18 protein-coding genes, 2 tRNA genes and 1 pseudogene are annotated in these 24,624 nt (G+C 44.7%); 10 read left to right on the top strand and 11 right to left on the bottom strand.

From position 1 onward, the window contains the following. The first annotated feature begins 152 nt into the window (after positions 1-152). Positions 153-2,678 carry a penicillin-binding protein PBP1a gene (gene ponA / locus F891_RS13685; protein WP_005263892.1) on the top strand — a complete coding sequence of 842 codons (2,526 nt, stop codon included), beginning with the start codon at positions 153-155 and terminating at the stop codon, positions 2,676-2,678. A gap of 50 nt (positions 2,679-2,728) precedes the next feature. Here ponA and F891_RS13690 read toward each other — a convergent pair whose 3' ends face one another. The 10 genes from F891_RS13690 to F891_RS13740 form a co-directional block, all read right to left on the bottom strand. After that, on the bottom strand, positions 2,729-3,532 hold the full coding sequence (locus tag F891_RS13690; protein ID WP_005263894.1) for a putative RNA methyltransferase: 804 nt from the start codon (positions 3,530-3,532) through the stop codon (positions 2,729-2,731). Positions 3,533-3,586: 54 nt separating this feature from the next. Then, the gene (mraY, locus tag F891_RS13695; RefSeq protein WP_004644946.1) at positions 3,587-4,705 is read right to left on the bottom strand and encodes a phospho-N-acetylmuramoyl-pentapeptide-transferase; all 1,119 of its coding nucleotides are present in this window, start codon (positions 4,703-4,705) and stop codon (positions 3,587-3,589) included. Further along, entirely contained in the window at positions 4,706-6,109 is a 1,404-nt protein-coding gene (locus F891_RS13700) for a UDP-N-acetylmuramoyl-tripeptide--D-alanyl-D-alanine ligase (RefSeq protein ID WP_005263896.1), read from the bottom strand. Between the two features lie 9 nt (positions 6,110-6,118). Continuing rightward, on the bottom strand, positions 6,119-7,615 hold the full coding sequence (locus tag F891_RS13705) for a UDP-N-acetylmuramoyl-L-alanyl-D-glutamate--2,6-diaminopimelate ligase (protein ID WP_005263897.1): 1,497 nt from the start codon (positions 7,613-7,615) through the stop codon (positions 6,119-6,121). 11 nt (positions 7,616-7,626) lie between these two features. Then, the gene (gene ftsI, locus F891_RS13710; RefSeq protein ID WP_005108506.1) at positions 7,627-9,450 is read right to left on the bottom strand and encodes a penicillin-binding protein PBP3; all 1,824 of its coding nucleotides are present in this window, start codon (positions 9,448-9,450) and stop codon (positions 7,627-7,629) included. Between the two features lie 15 nt (positions 9,451-9,465). Beyond that, on the bottom strand, positions 9,466-9,732 hold the full coding sequence (ftsL, locus tag F891_RS13715; protein WP_370940785.1) for a cell division protein FtsL: 267 nt from the start codon (positions 9,730-9,732) through the stop codon (positions 9,466-9,468). A gap of 76 nt (positions 9,733-9,808) precedes the next feature. Continuing rightward, entirely contained in the window at positions 9,809-10,720 is a 912-nt protein-coding gene (rsmH, locus tag F891_RS13720) for a 16S rRNA (cytosine(1402)-N(4))-methyltransferase RsmH (protein WP_005263906.1), read from the bottom strand. 165 nt (positions 10,721-10,885) lie between these two features. Continuing rightward, a protein-coding gene (locus F891_RS17565; protein WP_148335412.1) for an IS3 family transposase occupies positions 10,886-12,108 on the bottom strand; the annotation gives its coding sequence in 2 pieces (ribosomal slippage) (positions 10,886-11,772 and positions 11,772-12,108; 1,224 coding nt in all). Between the two features lie 110 nt (positions 12,109-12,218). Continuing rightward, positions 12,219-13,238 (bottom strand): sulfate ABC transporter substrate-binding protein, encoded by a 1,020-nt coding sequence (locus F891_RS13735; protein ID WP_034439628.1) that lies wholly within the window; start codon positions 13,236-13,238, stop codon positions 12,219-12,221. Between the two features lie 245 nt (positions 13,239-13,483). Then, positions 13,484-14,485: a sulfate ABC transporter substrate-binding protein gene (locus F891_RS13740; protein ID WP_034439630.1), complete on the bottom strand. Its 1,002-nt coding sequence runs from the start codon at positions 14,483-14,485 to the stop codon at positions 13,484-13,486. 393 nt (positions 14,486-14,878) lie between these two features. Here F891_RS13740 and F891_RS13745 point away from each other — a divergent pair, with 393 nt between their 5' ends. The 5 genes from F891_RS13745 to F891_RS13765 all read left to right on the top strand — a co-directional run bounded on the left by F891_RS13745 (position 14,879) and on the right by F891_RS13765 (position 17,563). After that, positions 14,879-15,181, top strand: a complete 303-nt coding sequence (locus tag F891_RS13745) for a hypothetical protein (RefSeq protein WP_005263912.1) — start codon at positions 14,879-14,881, stop codon at positions 15,179-15,181. A gap of 127 nt (positions 15,182-15,308) precedes the next feature. Beyond that, positions 15,309-16,817: a glutamate--tRNA ligase gene (gene gltX / locus F891_RS13750; RefSeq protein ID WP_005263913.1), complete on the top strand. Its 1,509-nt coding sequence runs from the start codon at positions 15,309-15,311 to the stop codon at positions 16,815-16,817. Between the two features lie 57 nt (positions 16,818-16,874). Continuing rightward, a tRNA-Ala gene (locus F891_RS13755) sits at positions 16,875-16,950 on the top strand. Positions 16,951-16,988: 38 nt separating this feature from the next. Then, positions 16,989-17,064 (top strand) — tRNA-Glu (locus F891_RS13760). 157 nt (positions 17,065-17,221) lie between these two features. Beyond that, entirely contained in the window at positions 17,222-17,563 is a 342-nt protein-coding gene (locus tag F891_RS13765) for a hypothetical protein (RefSeq protein WP_005263914.1), read from the top strand. 77 nt (positions 17,564-17,640) lie between these two features. On the opposite strand, the gene ettA is transcribed toward F891_RS13765, so the two are convergent. Further along, the gene (ettA, locus tag F891_RS13770; protein ID WP_005263915.1) at positions 17,641-19,302 is read right to left on the bottom strand and encodes an energy-dependent translational throttle protein EttA; all 1,662 of its coding nucleotides are present in this window, start codon (positions 19,300-19,302) and stop codon (positions 17,641-17,643) included. A 308-nt stretch (positions 19,303-19,610) separates the two neighbouring features. On the opposite strand from ettA, the gene F891_RS13775 reads away from it, so the two are divergent. The 4 genes and pseudogenes from F891_RS13775 to F891_RS13790 all read left to right on the top strand — a co-directional run bounded on the left by F891_RS13775 (position 19,611) and on the right by F891_RS13790 (position 24,593). After that, positions 19,611-20,888, top strand: a complete 1,278-nt coding sequence (locus tag F891_RS13775) for an O-acetylhomoserine aminocarboxypropyltransferase/cysteine synthase family protein (RefSeq protein WP_005263916.1) — start codon at positions 19,611-19,613, stop codon at positions 20,886-20,888. Positions 20,889-21,182: 294 nt separating this feature from the next. Beyond that, positions 21,183-22,066: pseudogene (locus tag F891_RS13780) on the top strand (SDR family NAD(P)-dependent oxidoreductase). 226 nt (positions 22,067-22,292) lie between these two features. Then, positions 22,293-23,075: a bifunctional phosphoribosyl-AMP cyclohydrolase/phosphoribosyl-ATP diphosphatase HisIE gene (gene hisIE, locus F891_RS13785; RefSeq protein ID WP_005263919.1), complete on the top strand. Its 783-nt coding sequence runs from the start codon at positions 22,293-22,295 to the stop codon at positions 23,073-23,075. A gap of 15 nt (positions 23,076-23,090) precedes the next feature. Beyond that, complete coding sequence (locus F891_RS13790; protein WP_005248388.1) at positions 23,091-24,593, top strand: UvrD-helicase domain-containing protein; 1,503 nt, start codon at positions 23,091-23,093, stop codon at positions 24,591-24,593. Positions 24,594-24,624: the final 31 nt, after the last annotated feature.

Raw genomic sequence — 24,624 nt, forward strand, 5'->3', positions numbered from 1 at the left:
TTATTTTTTTGTCCCCAATTCAATCTAACTTACCAATTGGTCCAGTCTATAATTTTATATAGATACAATAACTCATCTAACAATATGGATATCGACAGGATATACTGACCGGTAATTAGTTCGCCATTAGCTCTTATTAAAACTTACTTGTTATGAAAAAGCTATCTTGTTCAGGCCTTGTTCATCCATTTTTTTTGATCATTATCATTATACTGATCTCAATTCCGATGGGTTTCTATGGCATGTATCTCTATATTGCCCCATCTTTGCCTGAAATGTCTACGCTTAAAAAGGCCCCTTTATTAAAGCCTTTACAAGTTTTTAGTTCAGATAATGAATTAATTGCCGAATATGGAGGCAAGCTTTCTGTTCCCGTGAAATATGAACAAATTCCGCCCGAGTTTATTCATGCTTTCCTCGCCGCTGAAGATTCCAGCTTTTTTGAGCATAGCGGGATCAGCTTTAAAAGCTTGGGACGCGCACTCAGTGAGACGGTGACCGGCTCGGATGTACAGACCGGTGGTTCGACCATTACCATGCAAGTGGCAAAAAACTATTACCTTAGCCCTGAACGGACGCTGAAGCGTAAACTGACAGAAATTTTTCTGGCCCGTAAAATTGAGCAAAACTTAACTAAAGAAGAAATTCTGACCTTGTATGTCAATAAAATTTTCTTGGGAAAAAATGCTTACGGCATCGCAGCAGCAGCTAAAATTTACTATAACAAGAGCTTAGAAGAGCTTTCAATTGCACAAATGGCCATGATCTCTGGCCTACCTAAAGCACCTTCTCGATATAATCCGGTCGCCAATCCCAAGCGCGCCCTGGAACGTCGTAACTGGATTCTGGGCCGTATGCTGCAACTGGGCTATTTAAATCAGAGCCAGTATCAGCAAGCCATTGCTGAACCGGTAAATTTAGATATGCCTGATCGGAGTACCCGTAATAAATTCCCGTATGTCGGCGAAATGGTACGTTCTGAACTGGTACAAAACTTTGGTGAACAGGCGGTAGATTCTGGTTATAAAGTCTATACCACCATCCATAGTGAACGTCAGGCCTATGCGGAGCAAGCCGTACAGGAAGGTTTAGAAGCCTATGACCGTCGACATGGCTGGCGTGGTGCTGAAGCACATGATCAACCCCTCGATAAGTTCCGTGCCTATGCCAACACCTATCCTGCGCAAGTAACTCAGGTGAGTAATTCCAGTTTTGAAGCACTCATGCAGGACGGAAGCAGCGTGACCGTGCCCTGGTCAGGTATGTCCTGGGCACGTCGCTTTCGTAACGTCAATAGTGTAGGTGGTGCACCGAGCAAAGCGTCCGAGATTGTCAAAGTCAAAGACATTGTTCGTTTAAGACCTAATGAAAATAAAACCTCTTGGTCATTGGTGCAGATTCCCAATGTGCAAGGACAATTGATTGCCATCAACCCAAATAATGGTGCGATTGAAGCCATTGTCGGGGGATATAATTTTTATCAGTCGAAATTTAACCGTGCAACCCAAGGCTGGCGTCAGCCGGGCTCAACCATTAAACCTTTTGTTTATGCCCTGGCTTTAGAACGTGGCATGACACCGCATACCATGGTCAATGATGCACCCATTACCATTGGCAAATGGACCCCACGTAATTCGGATGGCCGTTATCTGGGCATGATCCCGCTACGTCGTGCACTTTATCTGTCACGTAATACAGTTTCAGTGCGCTTATTACAGGCCGTCGGGATTGAACGTACACGTCAGTTATTCATGGATTTTGGTTTACAGGACAGTCAGATTCCACGTAACTATACCATTGCCTTAGGCACCCCACAGGTCCTCCCGATCCAGATGGCGACTGGCTATGCCACCTTTGCCAATGGCGGTTACCGAATTCAGCCGCATTTTATTACCCGCATTGAAGATGCCTATGGCAATACCATCTTTGAAGCCAAGCCTGAATATGCCTGCATTTCATGTATTAATGAAAAAGAAGAAACAGTTCAAGCCACTGACCCTATTACCGCAGATGATGAAGCAATTGCAATCAACAATACAACTTTAGAGCAAAAACAGGCTGCACCTAAAGTCTCTGCCGAAGACAGTAATTATCGTCAGGCACAGCGTATTTTAAAATCCAGCTCTGCCTATGACATGGCTAACATTTTGCGTGATGTGATTCAGCATGGTACTGGCCGTGCTGCATTAAGAATTGGTCGTAGTGATATCGGCGGGAAGACCGGTACCACTAACGATGCCAAAGACGCCTGGTTTGCTGGCTTCAATGGCAAGTTAGTCACCGTGACCTGGGTAGGCTTCGACCAGCCAACCACGTTAGGTCGCCGTGAATATGGTGGTGTGGCAGCTCTACCGATCTGGACCGATTTTATGGGCAAGGCATTAAAAGGCCAGCCGGAAGCATGGGTCCGTTTAGACCGCAATGCCAAGGCACCGGTAAATCGTAATAAGGTGGTTCAGGCTGATGAGCAGCAGAATGATCCGTCTTCTCCACCTATGGCGACAGCACTTTACCGTCCTGCACCTGTGGTCGTCCCGAAACGCACAGAAACTGACTTTGAGGATTTACCAGATCAACCGATTCGTTTACCAGATGATGAAGGTTCTGCACCTCAAGAACAGCCTCTTCAGCCGAACCGGGTAGACTCACTGGAAAATCTGATCGAAGAAGTTCAGTAATCTGACGATATAAAAAAGCCCTCAGTTGAGGGCTTTTTTATATGCATTTTTTATTTCTTCTGGAACAGGTAAATCTGATATTGCGCCATCAATTTAAACTGATCCTGCTGTTCGAGTGCTAAACGGTGTTCCGGCTTGGCCTTATAAGCATATGGCGTCATCGCAATCAGGTTTTTTAAATCTGCCTGTGGTAAAACCATTGGGGCGTCAATCACCTGCTCACTAATCAAGTTAAACTCATCTTGCAACTGCTCCACAAACTTCTGCGGCTCGTGTGGTTTCACTTCCTCAAATAAAGCCTCACGCATGGCATATAAATGTTGTGGTGCCGGCGTCACTACCATCAAATAAGATTTTGGTTTTAGGACTCGTAGGATTTCCTGTTTGGGAATCGGACTAAACAAGCTGGTGCAGAGATCAATTGATTCATTCAGTACTGGCAAGGTTGCCCCGGTTCCCACGACCCAAGTAATATCTTTATTCAGTTTGGCAGCCACCTGAACTGCATTTTTGGCAATATCGACCCCCACACATTGCAGCACTTCGGCCTGCATGGCATTGGTGTAATAGCCTTCGCCACAACCAATATCTAAAAGATTCTCAATCCGCAACTCGCGAATCTTTTCCACGACAGCCTGTTGCAAAGGCGCATAATAACCTGCGCTGAGAAATGCACGACGTGCCTGCACAGACTCAGGCGTATCTCCCGGGTTTTTGCTGTGCTTATGCTGAACCACATGCAGGTTCACATAGCCCTGTTTGGCGACATCGTAACTATGATGATTCTCACATCGCCATGTTCTTTCATTTAAGCTCAACTGCTGGCGACAGACTGGGCACATGAGTAAATTCATCATTTTCTCCAAAATAAAAAAGCCGGCATGCGCCGACTTTTTCCAATGCATTTCTTAGCGCAATTTTAAGGTCATTAGACCCAAAACTACCAGCATAATCGTAATAATCCAGAAACGGATCACCACCTGGGTTTCACGCCAGCCTTTCTTTTCATAATGATGATGTAGCGGTGCCATCAGGAATACACGTTTATTGCGCATTCTTAATGAACCAATCTGCAAGAACACTGAAACCGCTTCCACCACAAAGACACCGGCCATAATCGCAAATACGATTTCCTGACGAACCATGACGGCAATCGTACCGAGCATTGCACCGAGAGATAAAGCACCGACATCCCCCATAAATACTTGGGCTGGATGGGCGTTATACCAAAGGAAAGCCAGACCCGCCCCGATCATGGCAGCACAGACCACCACCAGCTCAGACGAATATTTCACATAAGGAATATGCAGATAATTGGCAAAGCGCACATCACCGGCCAGATAGGCAAATACGCCCAGACCTGTAGCCACCAGCACGATGGGCATAATCGCCAGACCATCCAGACCATCAGTCAAGTTCACGGCATTGGATGCGCCATTAATCACGAAGTAAGTGAAAATAATGAAGCCAATACCCAACGGGATCATCGATAATGGAATACTTAAGTCTTTAAAGAATGGAATCAGCAGATCCAGCATATTCGCAGTATGCACCGGATTAGTCTGTTGCTGTGCAATCACATACAAGGCAATACCCGCACCTAGAGAACCGACTGAAGTCCAGAAGAATTTTTTCTTCGCAGGCAAACCCGCATTGTCTTTATAACGGATTTTAATCCAGTCATCAGCCCAGCCTACTGCACCGAAAATCACCATCACACCCAGCACAATCCAGACATAAGGATTGGAAAGATCCGCCCAGAGTAAAGTTGAGATACCAATCGAAAGCAGGATCAGTACCCCGCCCATGGTCGGTGTACCCATTTTCTTGGCATGGTTTTCAGGAGCATATGAGCTGACTGCCTGACCATATTTCAGCGCCTGCAGCTTGCGAATCATCACAGGACCAAGCACCAGACCGATGGTCAATGCCGTCAAGACACTGAGCAAAGCACGTAAAGTTAAATAACGAACCACCTGAAACGTGCTGTCAAAGCCCGCCAAATGTTCAAAGAGCCATAACAGCATTTAGAGTTTCTCCATCAATGCAGCCATCAATGTTTCCATATGGGTAAAACGCGACCCTTTAAATAGAAATGACATCGGCTGAGGTTGATGTGTTTTAATCAAATCAATTAAAAACGGTAAGGCCTGCTCCTGATTCAGGAAAGCCTGCATTTTTTTACCATATTGTGTACTACGAGCACCTTCTTGTGCGGCAGGTGCAAATTCACCTACAGCCACCACAAAATTAATGCCTTTCACCGAGACCAGATCCCGACCGAGCTTGTAATGCTCGATTGCGGCAGATGAACCGAGTTCACCAATATCGCCGGTGACCATGACCCGGATGCCTTGCTGCTGCGCCAGAACTTCAGCCGCTGCACGCATCGAACCCGGATTGGCATTGTAGGTGTCGTCAATAAATAAATAGTCTTTGTGCGGAATAAAGTTCAGACGACCTTTAGCACCGACTGCCTGTTCCAGACCAGCCACGATATCATCAAGACCAATACCGATCGCCAAGGCGAAAGCTGCTGCTGCGGTCGCATTTTCGACATTATGCTCACCGGCAAACGGCAACTGAACTGTTTTCGAGCCTTGCGCTGTATTCAGGGTAAAGGTTGATGATTGCGCATCCAATACCACGTCGCTGGCATACACATCCCCACCAGCACCAAAACTCAAGCTTTTTTCAGTTGTTACTGCGGCATGAATGGTTTCAGCAAAATCATCTGCAGCAGGAATAATTGAGGTTTCAGAGATATGCGCATAAATCTCAGATTTTGCACGGCAAATTCCGTCACGACCGCCAAATTCACCTAAATGTGCCGTCCCAATATTAATGATCCCAGCCACATGCGGCTGCACCATTTTCGAGGTGTAATCAATTTCACCCTGATGACTTGCACCGAGTTCCATCACTGCATATTGATGTTCAGGACGTAGCTCCAGCAACATTACCGGCACGCCAAGGTCATTATTCAAATTACCACGCGTCACCAAGGTCGGTGCCAGACGCGACAGAATGCTTCCCAGCATTTCTTTAGTCGTGGTCTTGCCACTACTGCCGGTCAAGGCAATAACTTTGAGTTGAGGATTCTGCTGACGGCGATAAGCACCTAACTGTCCCAATGCCAGACGAGTATCTTCTACCACCAGTTGGCAAATATCGGCATCCACCGGACGGCTGACAATGGCAATTTCACAACCTTGAGCCGCGACTTGCGCAATAAAGTCATGCGCGTCAAAACGCTCGCCTTTCAGCGCAAGAAAAGCATCACCTGCTTCTGCATCACGTGAATCAGTCAAAATCCGCTTGATCTGGTCTACAGGCTTTTTATCATTCAGCCAATAGCCTTGGGTGGCCTGCTGTAATTGTTCTATGCTCCACGGCTCCAGCGCCGCAGTACTTGTTGTTGAGGTATGCATATCTGAATCCTAATGCGCTGAATAGGCTGAATCTGTGTTGCAATGCTGGGCATCAATCGCAGCTTGCACTTCGATCACGTCATCAAACCAGTGACGTACGCCATCAATTTCCTGATAATTTTCGTGCCCCTTCCCTGCAATCACGACAATATCACCCGCCTGTGCATGTTTAACCGCAAACTTGATCGCTTCACGACGGTCATGAATTTCATGATAAATTTTGCCGGAAAAGTCGATATCATTTTTCATATCAGCAAAAATTTGTGCAGGATCTTCGGTCCGCGGGTTATCAGAAGTGAGTACCGCGATATCTGAACCCTCCAATGCTGCCTGAGTCATGAGTGGACGTTTACCACGGTCACGATCACCGCCACAGCCGAAAACAGCCCAGAGATTTTGTGAAACATGACGTTTCAAGGTCACCAGAACCTGAGTCAAGGCATCCGGGGTATGGGCATAATCCACCACAAACAGGCGCTCGCCATCACGCAGCACCTGCATCCGGCCCGGTGCACCTTTGAGCTGTGGTACAGACGCAATCAAGTTGTTCAGGTCAAATCCAGCCTGCTCCGCCATGATCAGACTGGCGATCAGATTTTCAATATTGAAATGTCCCAGCAATGGACTGTTAACACTATATTCAGCAGAAGCAGTTTTTAGTTTAAAGGTCGCACCTGAAATGCTGTACTGAATATCCTGAACCTGATAATCCGCTTTTTGCTGGGTGGAATAAGTCAAAATTTTAGGCTGTGCCGGATTGTTTTTCGCAGCATCTAGCATGATCTGTGCATGTTCATCATCGATATTGATGACAGCCACTTTTAAAGATTTAAATCGGAATAAACCAGACTTTGCTTCTGCATAAGCTTGTAGCGTTCCATGATAATCCAGATGGTCACGACTCAAATTGCTGTAGCCCGCAATCTCGATATCACAACCATTCAAGCGGCCTTGTTCCAGACCATGCGAACTGGCTTCAATCGAGGCAAATTCCGCACCGGCCTGCGCATAGCCATGCAGGGCATTTTGCAGTTGCAAGGCATCCAGGGTGGTATGCGAAGACGCTTCCAGATTTGGCAAAATCCCATTACCTGTGGTACCCATCACTGCACAGGCTTTACCTTGCAGCATGATGAATTCAGCCACCAAGCGAGAAATCGTGGTTTTACCATTGGTGCCGGTAACTGCCAGAATTCGAGCAGCTTGAACAGGTTGAGTCGCTTGCAAATACTGCTTTTGCCACTGCCCCATCAGATGACGTACATCTGCCACTACCAGATTTGGAGATACCCCCAGCTCAGTTTCTGAAATCACGGCCAATGCACCCTGCTCTAAGGCTTTCTGGGCAAATTGAGCAGTTTTTTCCGGTTGAGACAGACTGGTCAGGGCAATAAAAATCTCTCCCGGTTTAACTTTACGACTATCCAGCTCGAAGCCCTGAAAGGATTGCTTCATCCAGTCAGCGACATCGTGAGGGGTGTAGAGATCTTGAAATGTAATAGACATTGATCACCTATTTACTGGACTTTGGGAGGTTCTAAAGGTTTGTCCAGAGGGACATTCAGCAGACGCAAGGATTCCTGCATCACGCGGGCAAAGACCGGTGCGGATACCGTACCGCCATAGTAGGTGCCTTGTGGGTTTTCCACCACCACCACCATGGCAATCCGTGGATCACTGACTGGTGCCACACCGGCAAACAATGCACGGTATTCACTGGTTGAATAACCTTTACGGTCGGCACGCAATTTATGTGCAGTACCAGTTTTACCCGCCACGCGATAACCGGGAATGGTGGCACGAGTCGCCGTACCCCCCGGCAAGGTTGCAGTTTCCATCATCAGCAGGACCTGATCGGCAATCTTGGCATCGATCATCTGTTCACCCTGCGGCTGCTCTTCCAGCTTGTACAGGCTCAGCGGCATTTTTACACCTTTATTGGCCAACATGGCATAGGCATCGGCCAGTTGTAACACGGTGGCGTTCAGACCATAGCCATAAGACATAGTCGCCACTTCTGATACATTCCATTTGCTTGGTGGAAGAATCAAACCGGCACTTTCACCCGGGAATTTCACCGCTGAACGCTGACCAAAACCCAGACGTTTATAGAAGGTTGGTAAGGTTTCATACGGCAACGATAAGGCCAGTTTTGCCACACCAACGTTAGAGGATTTCTGGATAATGCCACCCAAGGTCAACTGACCATAGTTATGCGTATCACGAATGGTATGATTACCGACCCGCATACTGCCCGGTGTGGTATTCACCACTGAATTCGCCGTATATTTGCCACTTTCCAGCGCCATTGCCACGGTCAGCGGCTTCATGGTCGAACCCGGCTCGAAAGAATCGACTGCACCGCGATTACGCATGGCATCCTTGTTGAGCAGGCTGTTTTTATCATTCGGGTTATACGATGGCCATGAAGATAGCGCCAGAATTTCACCGGTTTTGACATCTACCGCAATCGCAGTCGCCGAACGGGCATTGTTGGCAACTCCGGCCGCAGTCAGCTCACGGTACATGATATATTGCAGACGCGAGTCGATACTTAAGGTAATATTTTCGCCCGGTTCAACTTCTTTAATCACTTCAGGTTCTTTGACCCGGTTGCCTTTTTTATCGCGAATGATCTGCTGCTCGCCATCCTTTCCGGAAAGACGGCTATTCAGCTGCATTTCCAGACCTTCAATGCCGCTGCCTTCGCTATTGGTCAAGCCAATAATCTGAGAGTTTGGCTGCGGCTGCGGATAATAACGTTTATAGTTTTTCTCGGTATATACGCCCTGAAAATTACGTTTCATGATCAGTTCGGCCTGTTGTGGCGGAACTTCTTTTTTCAGGATCAGATAACGTGAACGCGGACGTTCTTCCATTTTTTTGCGCAGTTCTGCCCGATCCATACCGACTGCATCAGCCAGCTCATCCAGATTCAGGTTTTTATCAGGTAGCTGACGTTTGAGCTTGCGGCTATTCGGTTCTTTTTCCAGCGCCAGCATGGTCTCATCATAGAGTTTTTTATTGTCAAAATAATCACGTGGATCAATCACAATTTTCATGATTGGGGTACTAATCGCCAATGGAATGCCATTACGATCATAAATTACGCCACGCATCGCCTTGATAGTATTGGTTCTTAAAATATTGGCATTGGCTTTATTTTGCAAAAAATCTTTATTAATAATCTGTACATAGAAAGCACGGCAAATCAGTGTCACAAAACACAGCAGCACCACCGCCCACATGATGTAAAAACGATTGATATAAACATTTGAGGCATTTTTGTCGGTGACCGATTGTTTTTTACGTACCGGTTGCTTCTTTCTCTTGTCTACCATGTCGGAACGCTAGCCTTATTTTTTCTCATCTGAAGTTTGTGGTAAGGAAATCACGACACTTTGTGAAACCGGAGGTGAATACATACGCAGCTGTGTCACTGCACGCGTACCGATCTGTGCCGTCGCGCCAAAAGTTTGCTGTTCAATCAGCAAACGCCCCCACTCTGCATTCAGGTCATCCCTTTCACGCAGATAGGTACTCAGCTTTCTGTTGTCCTGACGGTATTCAAATACCTGAAATACCACAAATACTGCACTGATGAAGACCATCAGTATCAGCATGAGATAGATTGTAACTTTTTTCAGCCACAATTTTTCTGTTTTTTTATCAACCACTTCCGTTTTCATGATCTGCCTATTAAGCTAAACGTTCTGCTACCCGGAGCCATGCGCTACGTGAACGAGGATTGGCTTTGACCTCCTCATCACTGGCTTTAACACGAGAAACTTTCTTTAAACGTCGCGTATCTTTCTGTTGTTGTGGCATTCCCCAGCCTGAATCCTCTTCAAGCGTTGACTCTTTTTGAATAAATTGTTTAATCAAACGGTCTTCCAGTGAATGGAAGCTAATCACCGCCAAACGTGCTTCAGGTTTCAAGATTTCAACGGCCTGAGGCAAGAAGATTTCAATATCTTCTAATTCCTTATTAATAGCAATACGAATCGCCTGGAAAGTACGGGTCGCAGCATGCTTATTTTTTTCCCATTTCGGGTGCGCGACTTTAACAATTTCCGCAAGTTGAGCCGTGGTATCAATCTGCCCAGCTGCCTTGATGGCTTTGGCAATACGGCGGCTATAACGCTCTTCACCATATTTAAAAATGATATTGGCCAGCGCTTCTTCTTCAATTTTAAGCAGCCATTCTGCTGCGGTCGGACCTTGCGAGTTATCCATGCGCATATCCAGCGGGCCATCTTTCATAAAACTGAAACCACGTTCAGCCTGATCCAGCTGCGGTGAAGAAACACCAAGATCCGCCATCACCCCATCGACGTGTTCAATGCCCAGCTCAGCCAATGCCTCTTTCAGATCAGCAAAGCTGGCATGAATAATTTTAAAACGTGAATCTTCTTGTTCGAGTTCGGCTGCTACCGCCAGTGCCTGTGGATCTTTATCAAAGGCATAGACGCGTGCATTTTCATCTAATTTGGACAGCAATAAACGCGTATGTCCACCACGGCCAAAGGTCCCATCCACATAAGTTCCCGTATTGCGACCCGCCAACAAGGCATCAATCGTTTCGTGAAGTAATACAGAAATATGTGACATAAAAACTCAATCAATAGGGGGAAAAATTTAACTGCACATTATCACCCTGTTTGAGCAAAGCTCCAAACGACTTTTTGTAGATAAATATTACTTTCCATAGAGAAAACCGTTTTAGCATTTTGTCTTGTCCTGAAATAGATTGACAGTATTCCACTTCAAACCGAGTTAAGCAATTAGCTCGGTTTTTGTTTGCTCATACATCTGATTCGGGGTGTTCATATTTAAACTTAAATGCGGTCTATAACAATTGTAAATCATGATAGATTCCGCAATTAAGTGATCTAACTCCTTCATGGTTTGACATCGCGTGGTTAAAAACTCCTGCTTTAATATTCCATTAATTCGCTCTGCTAATGCATTCTGATAACAGTCCTTGCCATCTGTCATGGAAGGACATATCCCATAATGGCGCAATGCCGATTGATATAGCTCAGAGCAATACTGAGAGCCTCTGTCTGAATGGTGAATCATCCTGGCTGCCCGATCTGTCACATGCTGCATCGCCATATGTAGTGCCTGCACAACATTCTCTGCACGCATATCATTCGATAACTTATAACCTTTAATCTGTCGGGTATAAGCATCTGTCACCAAGGATAAATAATGCACACCTTCAGCACTCTCAACATAGGTAATATCACTAACAAAGACTTCATTGGCTTGCACCGCTGAATAATCCTTTAATAAATTTGGATGCTTCTTCATCCAATGCTTGCTATCCGTAGTTTTTGTATAGCGACGCTTAGGGCGAATCAATAAGTTATTTTCTTTCAATATTTTAAATAACTGATCCCGTCCACACTTTAAACCACGTTGCAACAATTTGCCTTTAATAAGCCAATACAGCTTACGTGTTCCGATACTTGGCATGAGACAGCGATATTCCATAACCAACTCAAGTATTTGTTCAGTTGCTTGTGCAGTCATTTGAGCACGTTTTTCTGCTTGATAATAAGCTTGTCGGGTGATTCCCAACCACTGACAATAACGTGAAACGCTTAGTCTTCTTTGGCTTTGCCAATCTTTGAAACGTGCTCGGTATACTTTTTTCCAAGATCAGTCCCACATTCTTTATCAATGTGATAAATCACATCCTGAATAAATTCAGTTTTAAGCTTTTCTGCGGCTAACTGCTTTTCTAATTGGCGGATTCGTTGTTGGGGTGTCAATTGGCGTTTAGAAGAAGTCGGCATATTCGAAGTCCAGTCCTGTTGTCCGTGCTTGCGTAACCATACCAGCACAGTTGATCTTCCTTGAATACCATATTTTGCCTGAGCTTGCTTATAAGTAATTTGCCCTTTTTCTACTTCATGTACCACCATCATTTTAAAGGCAAAGCTATAGTCACGTTGTGTACGTTTAACTCGTTGTTCTCGTTTATGTTCCATAAAATAAGTCTCTTAAGGTGTAAACTTATTTCAGGACGGGACATTTTTCTAATACAAAAAAGCCTCCAGTTTTGGAGGCTTTTTTCAATCAAGATGACTTCGCAGATCAATTAACGTTTGCTGTTATAAATCTGGTCGAAAATTGCACCATTCACAAAATGGGTTTTCTGTGCATTGGCCCAACCACCAAAGACTTCATCAATGGTAAAGGTTTTGATTTTCGGGAACTGTGCCGAATATTTGGCTAATACTTTTTCATTACGTGGACGATAGAAATGTTTAGCTGCCATTTCCTGACCCAATGGTGAATACAGGTAATTGATATAACCTGTTGCCAACCATTTATTGCCATTTTTCTCTACCGTACGATCCACAATCGCCACTGACGGTTCAGTCAAAATCGTAATTGATGGATAGACGATATCAAACTTGTTTTTACCCAAGGTTTTTTGCGTAACCAAGGCTTCATTTTCCCAAGTCAGTAATACATCGCCAATTCCACGCTCGGCAAAGGTAGTCATTGAAGCACGTGCAGCAGAATCCATCACTTTCACGTTCTTATAAAGCTTGCCCACAAATTCCTGTGCTTTGGCTTTATTACCACCTGGCTGTTTCTCGGCATAACCCCATGCAGACAGATACACCCAACGCGGTAACCCCCCGGTTTTCGGGTTCGGGGTAATAATTTGCACGCCTGGTTTGGTTAAGTCATTCCAGTCCTTGATGCCTTTCGGGTTGCCCTTGCGGACCATGAATACGATCGTCGAGGTATAAGGTGCCGAGTTGTGAGGGAATTCCTTTTGCCAGCCTGGCTGAATCTGACCAGATTTCACAATTTCTTCAATGTCATTGGCCAGCGCCAAAGTCACCACATCACCTTTCAGGCCATCGACCACAGAACGCGCCTGTTTGCCCGAACCTCCATGAGACTGCTTGAAATTCACATCCAGACCGGTGCGGTTTTTCCAGTAAGCCCCAAATGATTTGTTAAATTCATCATAGAACTCACGCGTGGCATCATAGGATACATTCAGAAACTGACGGTCTGCTGCTTGTGAAGCAGTCGCGGTCATGCCTAAACCAGTCGCCAATAAGGCAGCACTAAATAACGATTTTAATTGAGTTTTCATGGCAGCACGGAGTTTATCTTCATTAGATATAACTATATGAAATAAAATCATTTATCGCAATTCACTCTACAACATCACAACACGATAAAATGAAAGGTTTTTCTAACTTAATATTTTGTTTTTAAAAGGAAAATACAGTTTATTATTCTACTTATATCTAATATATAGAATTTTATGCATTAGATATAAAGAAAATGGATAACAACCTGACCATTTTCTTTATCTCATTCTAAACCGCTGTTTAGCTATCTTTTTTCATTATAAATCTGATCATAAATCGCCCCATTGATAAAATGCGTTTTTTGCGCTTTGGCCCAACCACCAAAGACTTTATCAATGGTGAAGGTCTGGATGTTCGGGAATTGGGCTGAGTATTTAGCAGCGACTTTAGCATCCCGCGGACGGAAGAAATATTTCGCAGCCAGCTCCTGCCCTTTCGGTGAATACAAATAGTTTAAATAGCCTTTTGCCAGATGGATCGTGCCATTTTTATTCACGTTTTTATCGACAATTGCCACCGATGGCTCGGCCAGAATTGAAATCGATGGATAGACGATATCGTACTTGTCTTTACCCAAGCCTTGTGTCGCCAGCAAGGCTTCATTTTCCCAGGATAAAAGCACATCCCCGATACTGCGCTCGGCAAAAGTGGTCAGCGAACCACGCGCACCAGAGTCGAGTACTTTGACATTGCTATAGAGCTTTTTCACCAGCTCTTTGGCTTTCGCATCATTACCGCCAGGCTGTTTCAGCGCATAACCCCAAGCAGACAGGTAGATCCAACGCGGCGCACCACCGGTTTTCGGGTTTGGGGTAATAATGTCCACACCCGCTTTGGTCAGATCATTCCAGTCTTTGATTTGCTTTGGATTCCCTTTACGCACCAAGAATACAATTGTAGACGTATAAGGTGCCGAATTACTCGGAAACTCTTTTTGCCAACCTTTCTCGATTAAACCTGCATTGACGATTTCTTCGATATCATTGGCTAAGGCCAGGGTCACGACATCAGCCTGCAAACCATCGACCACTGAACGCGCCTGCTTGCCTGAACCACCATGCGACTGTTTAAAATTAACCGTTTGTCCGGTTTTCTGCTTCCAGAACTTGCCAAATTCTTCATTATATTCCTGATAAAATTCACGGGTCGGGTTATAAGAGACATTCAGGAAATCTTTGGCAATAGAATTCTGTACTGCTGTTCCCACTAAAATTGTCAAGATTGTAGATGCTATTATTTTTTTCATCTTATGTAACTCATTGTTTATATGACCTGCACTATACAAATCAAAAATAAACATAACAATCATATATTTATAACAATATCTACAATCTATTTCTGATTTTGAGATATCTTCTAACAATTAAATCCGGATACATATTCTGCTAGAAAAGTAATCTTCTGCTACAATATAAGACAGTTCTTCACGTTCTCTTCACAGTTGTCTGTTAAAAATAGGCCACCAAAACAGGAAATTACGATTTTTGGTAATTTTCCACAGAGTTATATTATTTCTTTTGTAAAAAATGTGACTTGGTTCTACTTCTTTATGATCAACTGTGATTAAATTGTAGACAGAGTATTAAAAAAACATTTTTAACAAAATAAAACCAACCAGAAGTAAGGAGGAAGTTTGGATATGAAATTTACATTATTCACAGCCAGCATCCTAAGCCTGATTATGTTGTTCTCGATTCAACTCGGTCATGCCGTCGTTGTGAAGACAGATTTGCCGAAGCCTACAGTAAGCACTGTTGAAAGCAAGACTTCGCCGATTGAAAAAGCGATTCAGCAACAAAAAACTGAAAAAACACTTCAAACAGAAGATAATCTAAAAGTCTTAACTGCATTTAAAATCACACCTTCGCAAAATTTCTTTGCAGAACAGAATTACCGCTTTACCCGCTTTGTCCAAAGTATTTTTTCGAGCGCTCATTCTTAATCAGCCTCAACAGCGCTGAATATTCCCGGATTTAAAAGCCACATCATTCAATGTTGAATAAAGCATTAAGTGATGTGGCTTTTTCGCTATAATAGCTGCAATTTTATATCTAAGATTAGATCCGGCTATGACTGTTCGTACTCGTATTGCACCTTCTCCTACTGGTTTTCCGCATGTAGGTACTGCCTATATCGCATTGTTTAACTTATGTTTTGCTAAAAAGCATGGTGGTGAATTCATTCTTCGTATTGAAGATACTGACCAACTGCGCTCAACGCCTGAATCTGAAAAAATGATCTTGGATTCATTGCGTTGGCTGGGTCTAAACTGGTCTGAAGGTCCTGATGTCGGTGGCCCACATGCGCCGTACCGCCAGTCAGAACGTATGGATATCTATAAAAATTATGCCTTGGAACTGGTAGAGAAAGGCCATGCCTTCTACTGTTTCGCAACTGCAGAAGAACTGGATCAAATGCGTGCAGAACAGCAGGCACGTGGTGAGTCGCCACGTTATGACGGTCGCGGTCTAAATCTTTCTCAAGAAGAAGTGGAGCGTCATTTGGCTGCTGGTGAACCACACGTCATCCGTATGAAAGTACCAACTGAAGGCGTATGTAAATTCAATGACATGCTGCGTGGCGAAGTGGAAATTCCATGGGCGCAAGTAGACATGCAAATCCTGCTAAAAACTGATGGCCTCCCAACCTACCATTTAGCAAACGTGGTGGATGATCATTTGATGCAAATTACCCACGTGATTCGTGGTGAAGAATGGATTCCATCTGCACCGAAACATCAGCTGCTTTACCAGTATTTCGGTTGGGAAATGCCGGTATTGTGCCACATGCCACTGCTACGCAACCCGGATAAATCCAAGCTGTCTAAACGTAAGAATCCAACCTCAATCAACTACTACAAAGACATCGGTGTATTGCCTGAAGCCTTGTTGAACTACTTGGGTCGTATGGGCTGGTCAATGCCAGATGAAAGTGAAAAATTCACTTTGGCTGAAATGATTGAGCATTTTGATATCAAACGTGTATCACTCGGTGGTCCGATCTTTGATGTCGAGAAATTGAACTGGTTAAACGGTCAATGGATCAAGGCACTCAGCCCGGCTGAACTTCTAGACACTTTATTGGCCTGGAAAGCAGATCGTGCCAAGTTAGAAGAAATTGCCGCTGCGATTCAACCGCGTATTAACCTGCTGTCTGAAGCAGTGAACTGGTCTGCACATTATTTCAACCACTTCCCGACCCTGTCTAAAGAACAGTTTGAAAGCAAGAAACTGTCAGATGAACAGGTACGTCAAAGTCTTCAATTCGCAATTTGGCGTTTAGAAAGCCTGTTTACTTGGAATAACGACACGGTGAGCCAGACCTTGATGGACTTGGCGACGCAAATGGAAATCAAGCTACGTGATTTCATGCCTGCGTTCTTTATTGCCATTGCCGGTTCGACTGCGTCTACACCAGTAATGCAGACGATGGTGACCATTGGTCCGGATTTAACCTTTGCACGTTTACGTCATGCGCTGGAAATTGTCGGTGGTCCAAGCAAAAAAGAGCTGAAAGTCTGGGAAAAACTCAATGAAAGCTTAAAGTTGCCGAAAAATAAAGCAGTTGATCAAGCTTAATTAATTTTTGTGTTGACGTGTGAGCGCGATATCCCTAATATAGCGCTCACACAGACTGGGGTCATAGCTCAGTTGGTAGAGCGCTACAATGGCATTGTAGAGGTCAGGAGTTCGATCCTCCTTGACTCCACCAAATCAAGTCTTGCTTTAGCTGTGTTATTTGCCTCAATTGTCCCTATCGTCTAGAGGCCTAGGACATCGCCCTTTCACGGCGGTAACCGGGGTTCGAATCCCCGTAGGGACGCCATATTCAAGATTACAATAATATATTATGGTAATCTTATAAAAAACCCAAGCATTGCGACTTGGGTTTTTTATTGCCTGTATATTTTATGTTGGGCAATATTTCGGTTTCTTCGCATCTTCCGATAAAATAATCAGTAATTTAGAATTTTGGAGTTGTAATGCAATATCGTTGCCCTAAGTGTCAAAGCCCGAAAATCATGCCAGTGGCCCAGCCAGGTCAAGCAGCTCCACGTCCAGTGGTTCCTAAAAGCTTAATGTTTCTGGTCCCTGCCCTGTTCCTGTTATTATTAATGGTCATTATTAGCATCGCGATGTGGATTTTTGGCGATGGTGCAGGTACCACTTTACAGACTGCGACTGTGATCGTCTTTATTCTTTCTTTGATCGCAGGTTTTATGTTCTATAAAGATCTACCTGATTTTAAAATTTCAATGCAGGCATTCATGCAAACACAAAAGAAATGGAAATGCCGTGAATGTAATCATGAGTGGGAAATCTAATTTACCCTCCACCATATAATAAACATAAAAAAACCAGCCCTGAGGCTGGTTTTTTTATTTACAAAAGTCGGAGATGATTAAACACCGATTTTGCGATATTTTTGACGCTTCGCTACAAGATCATCACCATCACGCTTACGGCGATATTCTTCAAACTCAGCATAGTTACCAGTGAAGAATTCAGGGGTTTCACCTTCAAATGACAAGATGTGCGTTGCAATACGATCCAGGAACCAACGGTCATGCGAGATCACCATCACAGTACCCGGGAATACCAGAATGGCATCCTCAAGTGCACGCAAGGTTTCGATGTCCAAGTCGTTCGATGGTTCATCCAGCAAGATCACGTTTGCACCCATTTGCAGGATTTTCGCAAGTTGTAAACGGTTACGCTCACCACCTGACAATTGACCTACGCGCTTTTGCTGATCTTGGCCTTTAAAGTTAAAGCGACCGATATACGCACGAGATGCGATTTCGTAATCACCAATCTTCAAGATATCTAAACCACCAGACACTTCTTCCCAGACAGTTTTGTTGTTGTCTAGCGTGTCACGGATCTGACCGACATAAGCCACTTTAACCGATTCACCCAGCGTTACCGTACCGGTATCTGGTTGCTGTTCGCCAGTCATCATACGGAATAGCGTGGTTTTACCTGCACCGTTCTCACCCACGATACCCACAATGGCAGCAGGTGGTACTGTGAACGTTAAATCTTTGTACAGTAAGCGATCACCAAACGATTTGCTGATGCCTTCAACTTCTACAACCTTGTTGCCCAGACGTGGACCAGGTGGAATGTAGATTTCAGAGGTTTCGTTACGCTGCTGGAATTCGCGTGAGTTAAGCTCTTCAAAACGCTCCATACGCGCTTTGTTTTTCTTTTGCTGACCTTTGGCATTTGAACGAACCCATTCAAGTTCTTTTTTCAATGCTTTAGCAAAAGATTCTTCCTGCTTGTTCTCTTGCTCTAAACGGGCATTTTTCTGCTCAAGCCAAGAAGAATAGTTACCTTGATACGGAATACCCATACCACGGTCAAGCTCAAGAATCCATTCAGCTACGTTATCCAGGAAGTAACGGTCATGCGTAATCGCGACGATGGTACCTGGGAAGTCTTTCAAGAAACGTTCCAACCAAGATACAGATGAAGCATCTAAATGGTTCGTCGGTTCGTCTAGAAGTAACATATCTGGTTTAGACAGAAGTAATCGGCAAAGTGCAACACGACGACGTTCACCACCTGAAAGCTTAGATACATCTGCATCCCAAGCAGGCAGGTTCAATGCTGCAGCCGCTTGATCCATCTGGTTGGCAAGGTTATGCGCATCCCAAGTCTGGATAATCGCTTCAAGCTTCTCTTGCTCTTTCGCAAGTGCATCAAAATCCGCATCTTCTGCTGCATATTCAGCAAAGACTTCATCCAGACGTGCCAAGGCATCAAGCGGTTCACGTAAACCATCTTCGACGTTACCACGAACGTCTTTAGTTTCATCTAAAGGTGGTTCTTGCTCAAGATAACCGATTTTTATACCCGGTTGCGCACGTGCTTCACCAGAGAAATCTTTATCTACGCCCGCCATAATACGAAGCAAGGTAGATTTACCTGCACCGTTTAAACCAAGCACACCAATTTTAGCACCTGGGAAAAATGATAAGGAGATGTCTTTCAGGATTTCGCGCTTAGGCGGAACCATCTTCGACACTCGGTTCATCGTGTAAATATATTGGGCCACGTAGGACTCCTCAACTGAAAAACCAAATGGGGTTAAAACAACCACCCCAGCTCAAAAATGAGCGAAAAAATAATCGGCTATTATACGCAGAAAGCTGCGAAAACATAAGCCATTGCCATGAACTTCAATGCATTGTTACAAGTTTATTGATGATGTTTTTTTAAACAACTGTTTTCAGTAAAATAAATGACTCAAATCCAAGTCGATATATGAATATTTCATATATTTATTTCAATAAAATTGCACTTTTACTCATATGTGAAAATGCTACACTCAAGCCATAAACTTAAACAAGAAGATCAAACAGAATGAGTTATAAAGCAGAAACCCTTGCGATTCATGCAGGTTATACCCCTGAAGCAACCACCAAAGCTGTGGCAGTACCGATTTACCAAACTACGTCTTATGCCTTTGACAATACTCAACATGGGGCCGATCTCTTTGATTTAAAGGTTCAGGGCAATATCTATACCCGAATTATGAACCCGACCACTGCGGTTCTGGAACAACGTGTTGCAGCACTGGAAGGTGGAATTGGCGCGCTGGCTTTGGCCTCTGGCATGGCCGCGATTACCTATGCCATTCAGACCATTGCTGAAGCCGGTGACAACATTGCTTCTGTGTCAACACTGTATGGGGGTACCTATAACCTGTTTGCCCATACCCTGCCAAAACAGGGCATTGAAGTCCGTTTCTTTGATTACGAAAAGCCGGAAAGTCTGCGCCAGCTGATTGACGAAAAAACCAAACTGGTTTTTGTCGAATCGATTGGTAATCCATTGGGTAATATTATTGATCTGGAAGCCATTGCTAAAATTGCACATGAATATGGCGTACCGGTGATTGTCGACAATACCGTTGCCACCCCAGTACTACAAAAATCTTTCGACTTTGGTGCGGATATTGTGGTGCATTCCCTGACCAAATATATCGGTGGTCATGGCAATTCAATTGGCGGCATTATTGTGGATAGCGGCAAATTCCCGTGGGGTAAATACCCTGAGCGTTTCCCTGCGCTCAATACACCAGATCCAAGCTACCACGGCGTAAACTATGTCGAAGTTTTGGGAGAAGCCGCTTATATCGCTCGTGCCCGTGTGGTGCCACTACGCAATACCGGCGCTGCGATTAGTCCGCAGAATGTGTTCCTGATTCTGCAAGGTCTGGAAACTTTAAGCTTGCGTATGGAACGTCATACCGAAAATGCCCTAAAAGTGGCGGAATATCTGCAAAAACATCCTAAAGTGAAATGGGTCAATTACGCTGGCCTGAAAGATCACCCACAGCATGCCTTGGCACAGAAATATGTGAAAGGTAAACCGTCTGCCATTCTGACCTTTGGGGTAGAACATGGTCTCGAAGGCGGCACACGTTTTATTGATGCCCTGCAACTGTTTACACGTCTGGTTAATATCGGCGATGCTAAAAGTCTGGCCTGCCATCCGGCGACCACTACGCATCGTCAGCTCAATGCCGAAGAGTTAAAATCGGCAGGCGTCAGTGAGGATATGGTGCGTTTATCCATTGGGATTGAACATAGTGATGACCTGATTGCCGATCTGGAACAGGCGCTGGCGGCCGTTTAAAAAGGTGCCCGAGCCGCTTCGAAACCTCATCATTTTGGTGAGGTTTTTTATTTATTTTCTAAAACAGCCACTTGCTTTACTTTTTATTTTCATGTTAAAAGTTAAATGAAAGAGTGAACACAAATAGAGCAATTACTCTAATTTTTATTTTAATTTCAATACTTTAATTTATAGATTTTCCTGAAGAATTGGTTATCATATCTGGACTCACCTTCGCTCTCATCTTCTGTTAGAGCGCCATAGACCTTTAATAAAAATAATTTGAACGCTGACTTCAAATTAGGGATAACAAACGTGAAAACTAGACTACACAAACAACTGGAAAAACGTGTTGCAGGTAAAACCGTCCTGATTACCGGTGCATCCAGCGGTATTGGTTTAACGACAGCACATCAACTGGCTGATGCAGGTGCCCATGTTTTACTGGTGGCCCGTACTCAGGAAACCCTAGAACAAGTAAAATCAGAAATTGAAGCCAAAGGCGGCAAAGCCTCAATCTTTCCATGTGATTTAAACAATATGGAAGCGATTGATGAAGTTTCCAAACAGATTATTGCCTCAGTCGATCATATTGATATTCTGATCAATAATGCAGGACGTTCGATTCGCCGTGCCGTACATGAGTCGGTAGATCGTTTTCATGATTTTGAACGTACCATGCGAACTATTTCGGCGCGGTGCGTCTGGTGATGAATATCCTGCCGCAAATGATGATTCGTCGCGCGGGTCATATCATTAACATCAGTTCGATTGGCGTACTGGCCAATGCCACCCGTTTTTCGGCCTATGTTGCTTCAAAAGCTGCGCTGGATGCCTTTAGTCGCTGTCTGTCTGCAGAAGTACATTCGCATAAAATCGCCATCACCTCGATCTATATGCCTTTGGTACGCACTCCGATGATTGCACCAACCAAAATTTATAAATACGTCCCGACACTTTCTCCGGAACAGGCAGCTGACCTGATTGCCTATGCCATCGTGAAACGTCCGAAGAAAGTTGCGACCGGTTTGGGTCGTCTGGCCTCGATTACTTATTCGATTGCTCCGGATATCAACAATGTTCTGATGTCGATTGGTTATAACCTGTTCCCAAGTTCAAGTGCCTCTGTGGGTCAACCACAAAAATTAAATTTGGTGCAAAAAGCATATGCACGGCTGTTCCCGGGCGAACACTGGTAATTTTTACTGGGATAATTTCCTGAAAATACGAGCCGCCGATCGGGCGGCTTTTTTGATGTCTCAGTTTTAAATCTCTAGGTGAAAGCAAGCTCATCTGGATCACACACGACATAGCCTGTCTTTATCGACACAGATTTTTGCCGCAAATGCTGCGAGATCACGTACACTATCTGCGGATATTTCCTATCCGTATTTTTATATTTTGATTGAAATGATGGAAACCCTTATGAACAACGCGCAATGGCTCGATGAAGTAAAATTTAACGAACAAGGATTAGTCCCTGCCATTGCCCAGCATCATCAAACTGGTCGTGTCTTGATGGTGGCTTGGATGAATCGTGAAGCGCTGGCACTGACGGCTGAGAAAAACCAAGCCGTGTATTTCTCCCGTTCACGTAGCAAGTTATGGCATAAGGGCGAAGAATCAGGACATTTTCAAACGGTACATGAAATCCGTCTGGACTGTGATGCCGATGTAATTGTGCTGCAAATTGAACAGCATGGCGGCATTGCCTGCCATACCGGTCGCGAATCCTGTTTCTATCGCAAACTCACGCCAAATGGCTGGGAAATTGTCGATGCACAGTTGAAAGATCCCTCTGCGATTTATGGCGAAAAATCCACGAATCCGCATACGCTGGCGATGGAAGCGTCAACCGCCCAATCTGAACAGGTCGAAGTCTTGTCCTATCTGGGTCAGATGATGGCAGAACGCAAACAGGCCGATCCAGATTCATCTTATGTGGCCAAGTTGTACCATAAAGGCCTGAACAAGATTCTGGAAAAAGTCGGTGAAGAAAGCTTTGAGACCGTGCTGGCTGCCAAAGATTTCAACGCTCAGGTCTCTGAAGACAATAAAAATGATCTGATTTATGAGGTGGCAGATCTGTGGTTCCATACTATCGTCATGCTCGGCTATTTCGACCTGGATGTGCAATTGGTATTAAATGAACTGGCACGTCGCCAAGGCTTATCCGGCCTGGTTGAAAAAGCCAACCGTCAGCATTAAGCCTTGAATTCATCTGTGTCTGATTTAAAAAAACCGACCGCGACCTATGAGCAGGCCACTGCCATTGATAACGCACGTCTGGGTAAATCCTTTAAGGTGATTGCCTATGCGGGCACAGGTAAAACCACTACCCTGCAAATGATCAGTGATGCCATGCCACAAAGACGTGGCATGTATCTGGCTTTTAACAAGGCCATTGCCAGTGAAGCGCAGGCCAAGTTTCACCGAGGTGTCGATTGCCGCACTTTTCACTCGCTGGCGTTTCGCAGTGTTCCACGTGGAGTCACTGACAAACTGCGCTTGCCACGCTTGAGTCCAAGTTTTATTGCCAAAGAATACCGGCTTGAACCGATGACCATGCGCCGTATGATGGGTGGGCGTTATGAAAAATATGTATTGATGCCTTCTCGTCTGGCAAGTTTGGTTGCCAATGCGGTCGGCTATTTCTGCTCGACCAGTTCGCAGTATCCTGCCCCGCGGCATATTCAGGCGCCAAGCTGGCTGCATTCGGATGATATCGAGACTTTACAGAAGAAACTTTATCCGGCAGTCGAGCGACGCTGGTTAGAGTCGATTGATCCAAATCATCAGGCCGGCATCGGTCATGACATTTACCTGAAACTCTGGGCGCTGTCTGAACCGAATATCCCGGCCGATTATGTGCTATTTGATGAGGCACAGGATGCCGATCCCTTAATGCTGGGGATTTTGCTGAAACAGCGCAGCACCCAGGTGATTTATGTCGGAGACGCGCATCAGCAGATTTATGCCTGGCGTGGTGCAGTCAATGCCATGCAGCAACTGCCCTTACCAGAATCACGTCTGACCACCTCATTTCGTTTCGGTCCTGAAATTGCCCTGAATGCCAATGCCATTTTAGGTGCCTTAAATGAAACTGTGCCTTTACTCGGCAATCCGCAATTAGACTCTAAAGTCGTGAATAAACCGCATACCAAAATGCGCGATGCAATTTTATGCCGGACCAATGCCCGCGCCATGGAATTGTTATTAGCGGGTTTAGTTCGTGGTGATAAAGTCAGCCTGCAAGCCGACCATGTCAAACTGAATCGTTTTGTCGATGCGGCTGCCATGCTGAAACAGGGCAAACGTGTGGTTGATGTGCCGGAACTAGCCTGGTTCAACTCCTGGCATGATGTCCATGAATATTGTGAAACCAATGAAGGTAGTGACATCAAGCCACTGGTCAAACTGGTGGACGAACATGGGACTGATCCACTAAAGAAAGCCCTGGCTAAAATCACCCCAATTGCCCAAGCCGATTATATTATTTCCACGGCACACAAGGCCAAAGGTCTGGAATGGGATCGGGTTCATATTGAAGATGACTATCAATTTAAGCTGAATGAAAAAGACCATAAAATTAGTGATGAAGAATTAAGATTACTTTACGTGGCCTGTACACGTGCTAAAGTGAGTTTAAATATTCATCACATTTATGACCTGATTCAGCAACTGAAGATCAAAATGCCACAGTCGCTTCGGCAGGCAGTCGGTTAAAGTGCATGGCATGGATGTAAACCTCATAGGA

Source organism: Acinetobacter sp. CIP 101966, from assembly GCF_000369725.1.
Classification (GTDB): domain Bacteria; phylum Pseudomonadota; class Gammaproteobacteria; order Pseudomonadales; family Moraxellaceae; genus Acinetobacter; species Acinetobacter lwoffii_Q.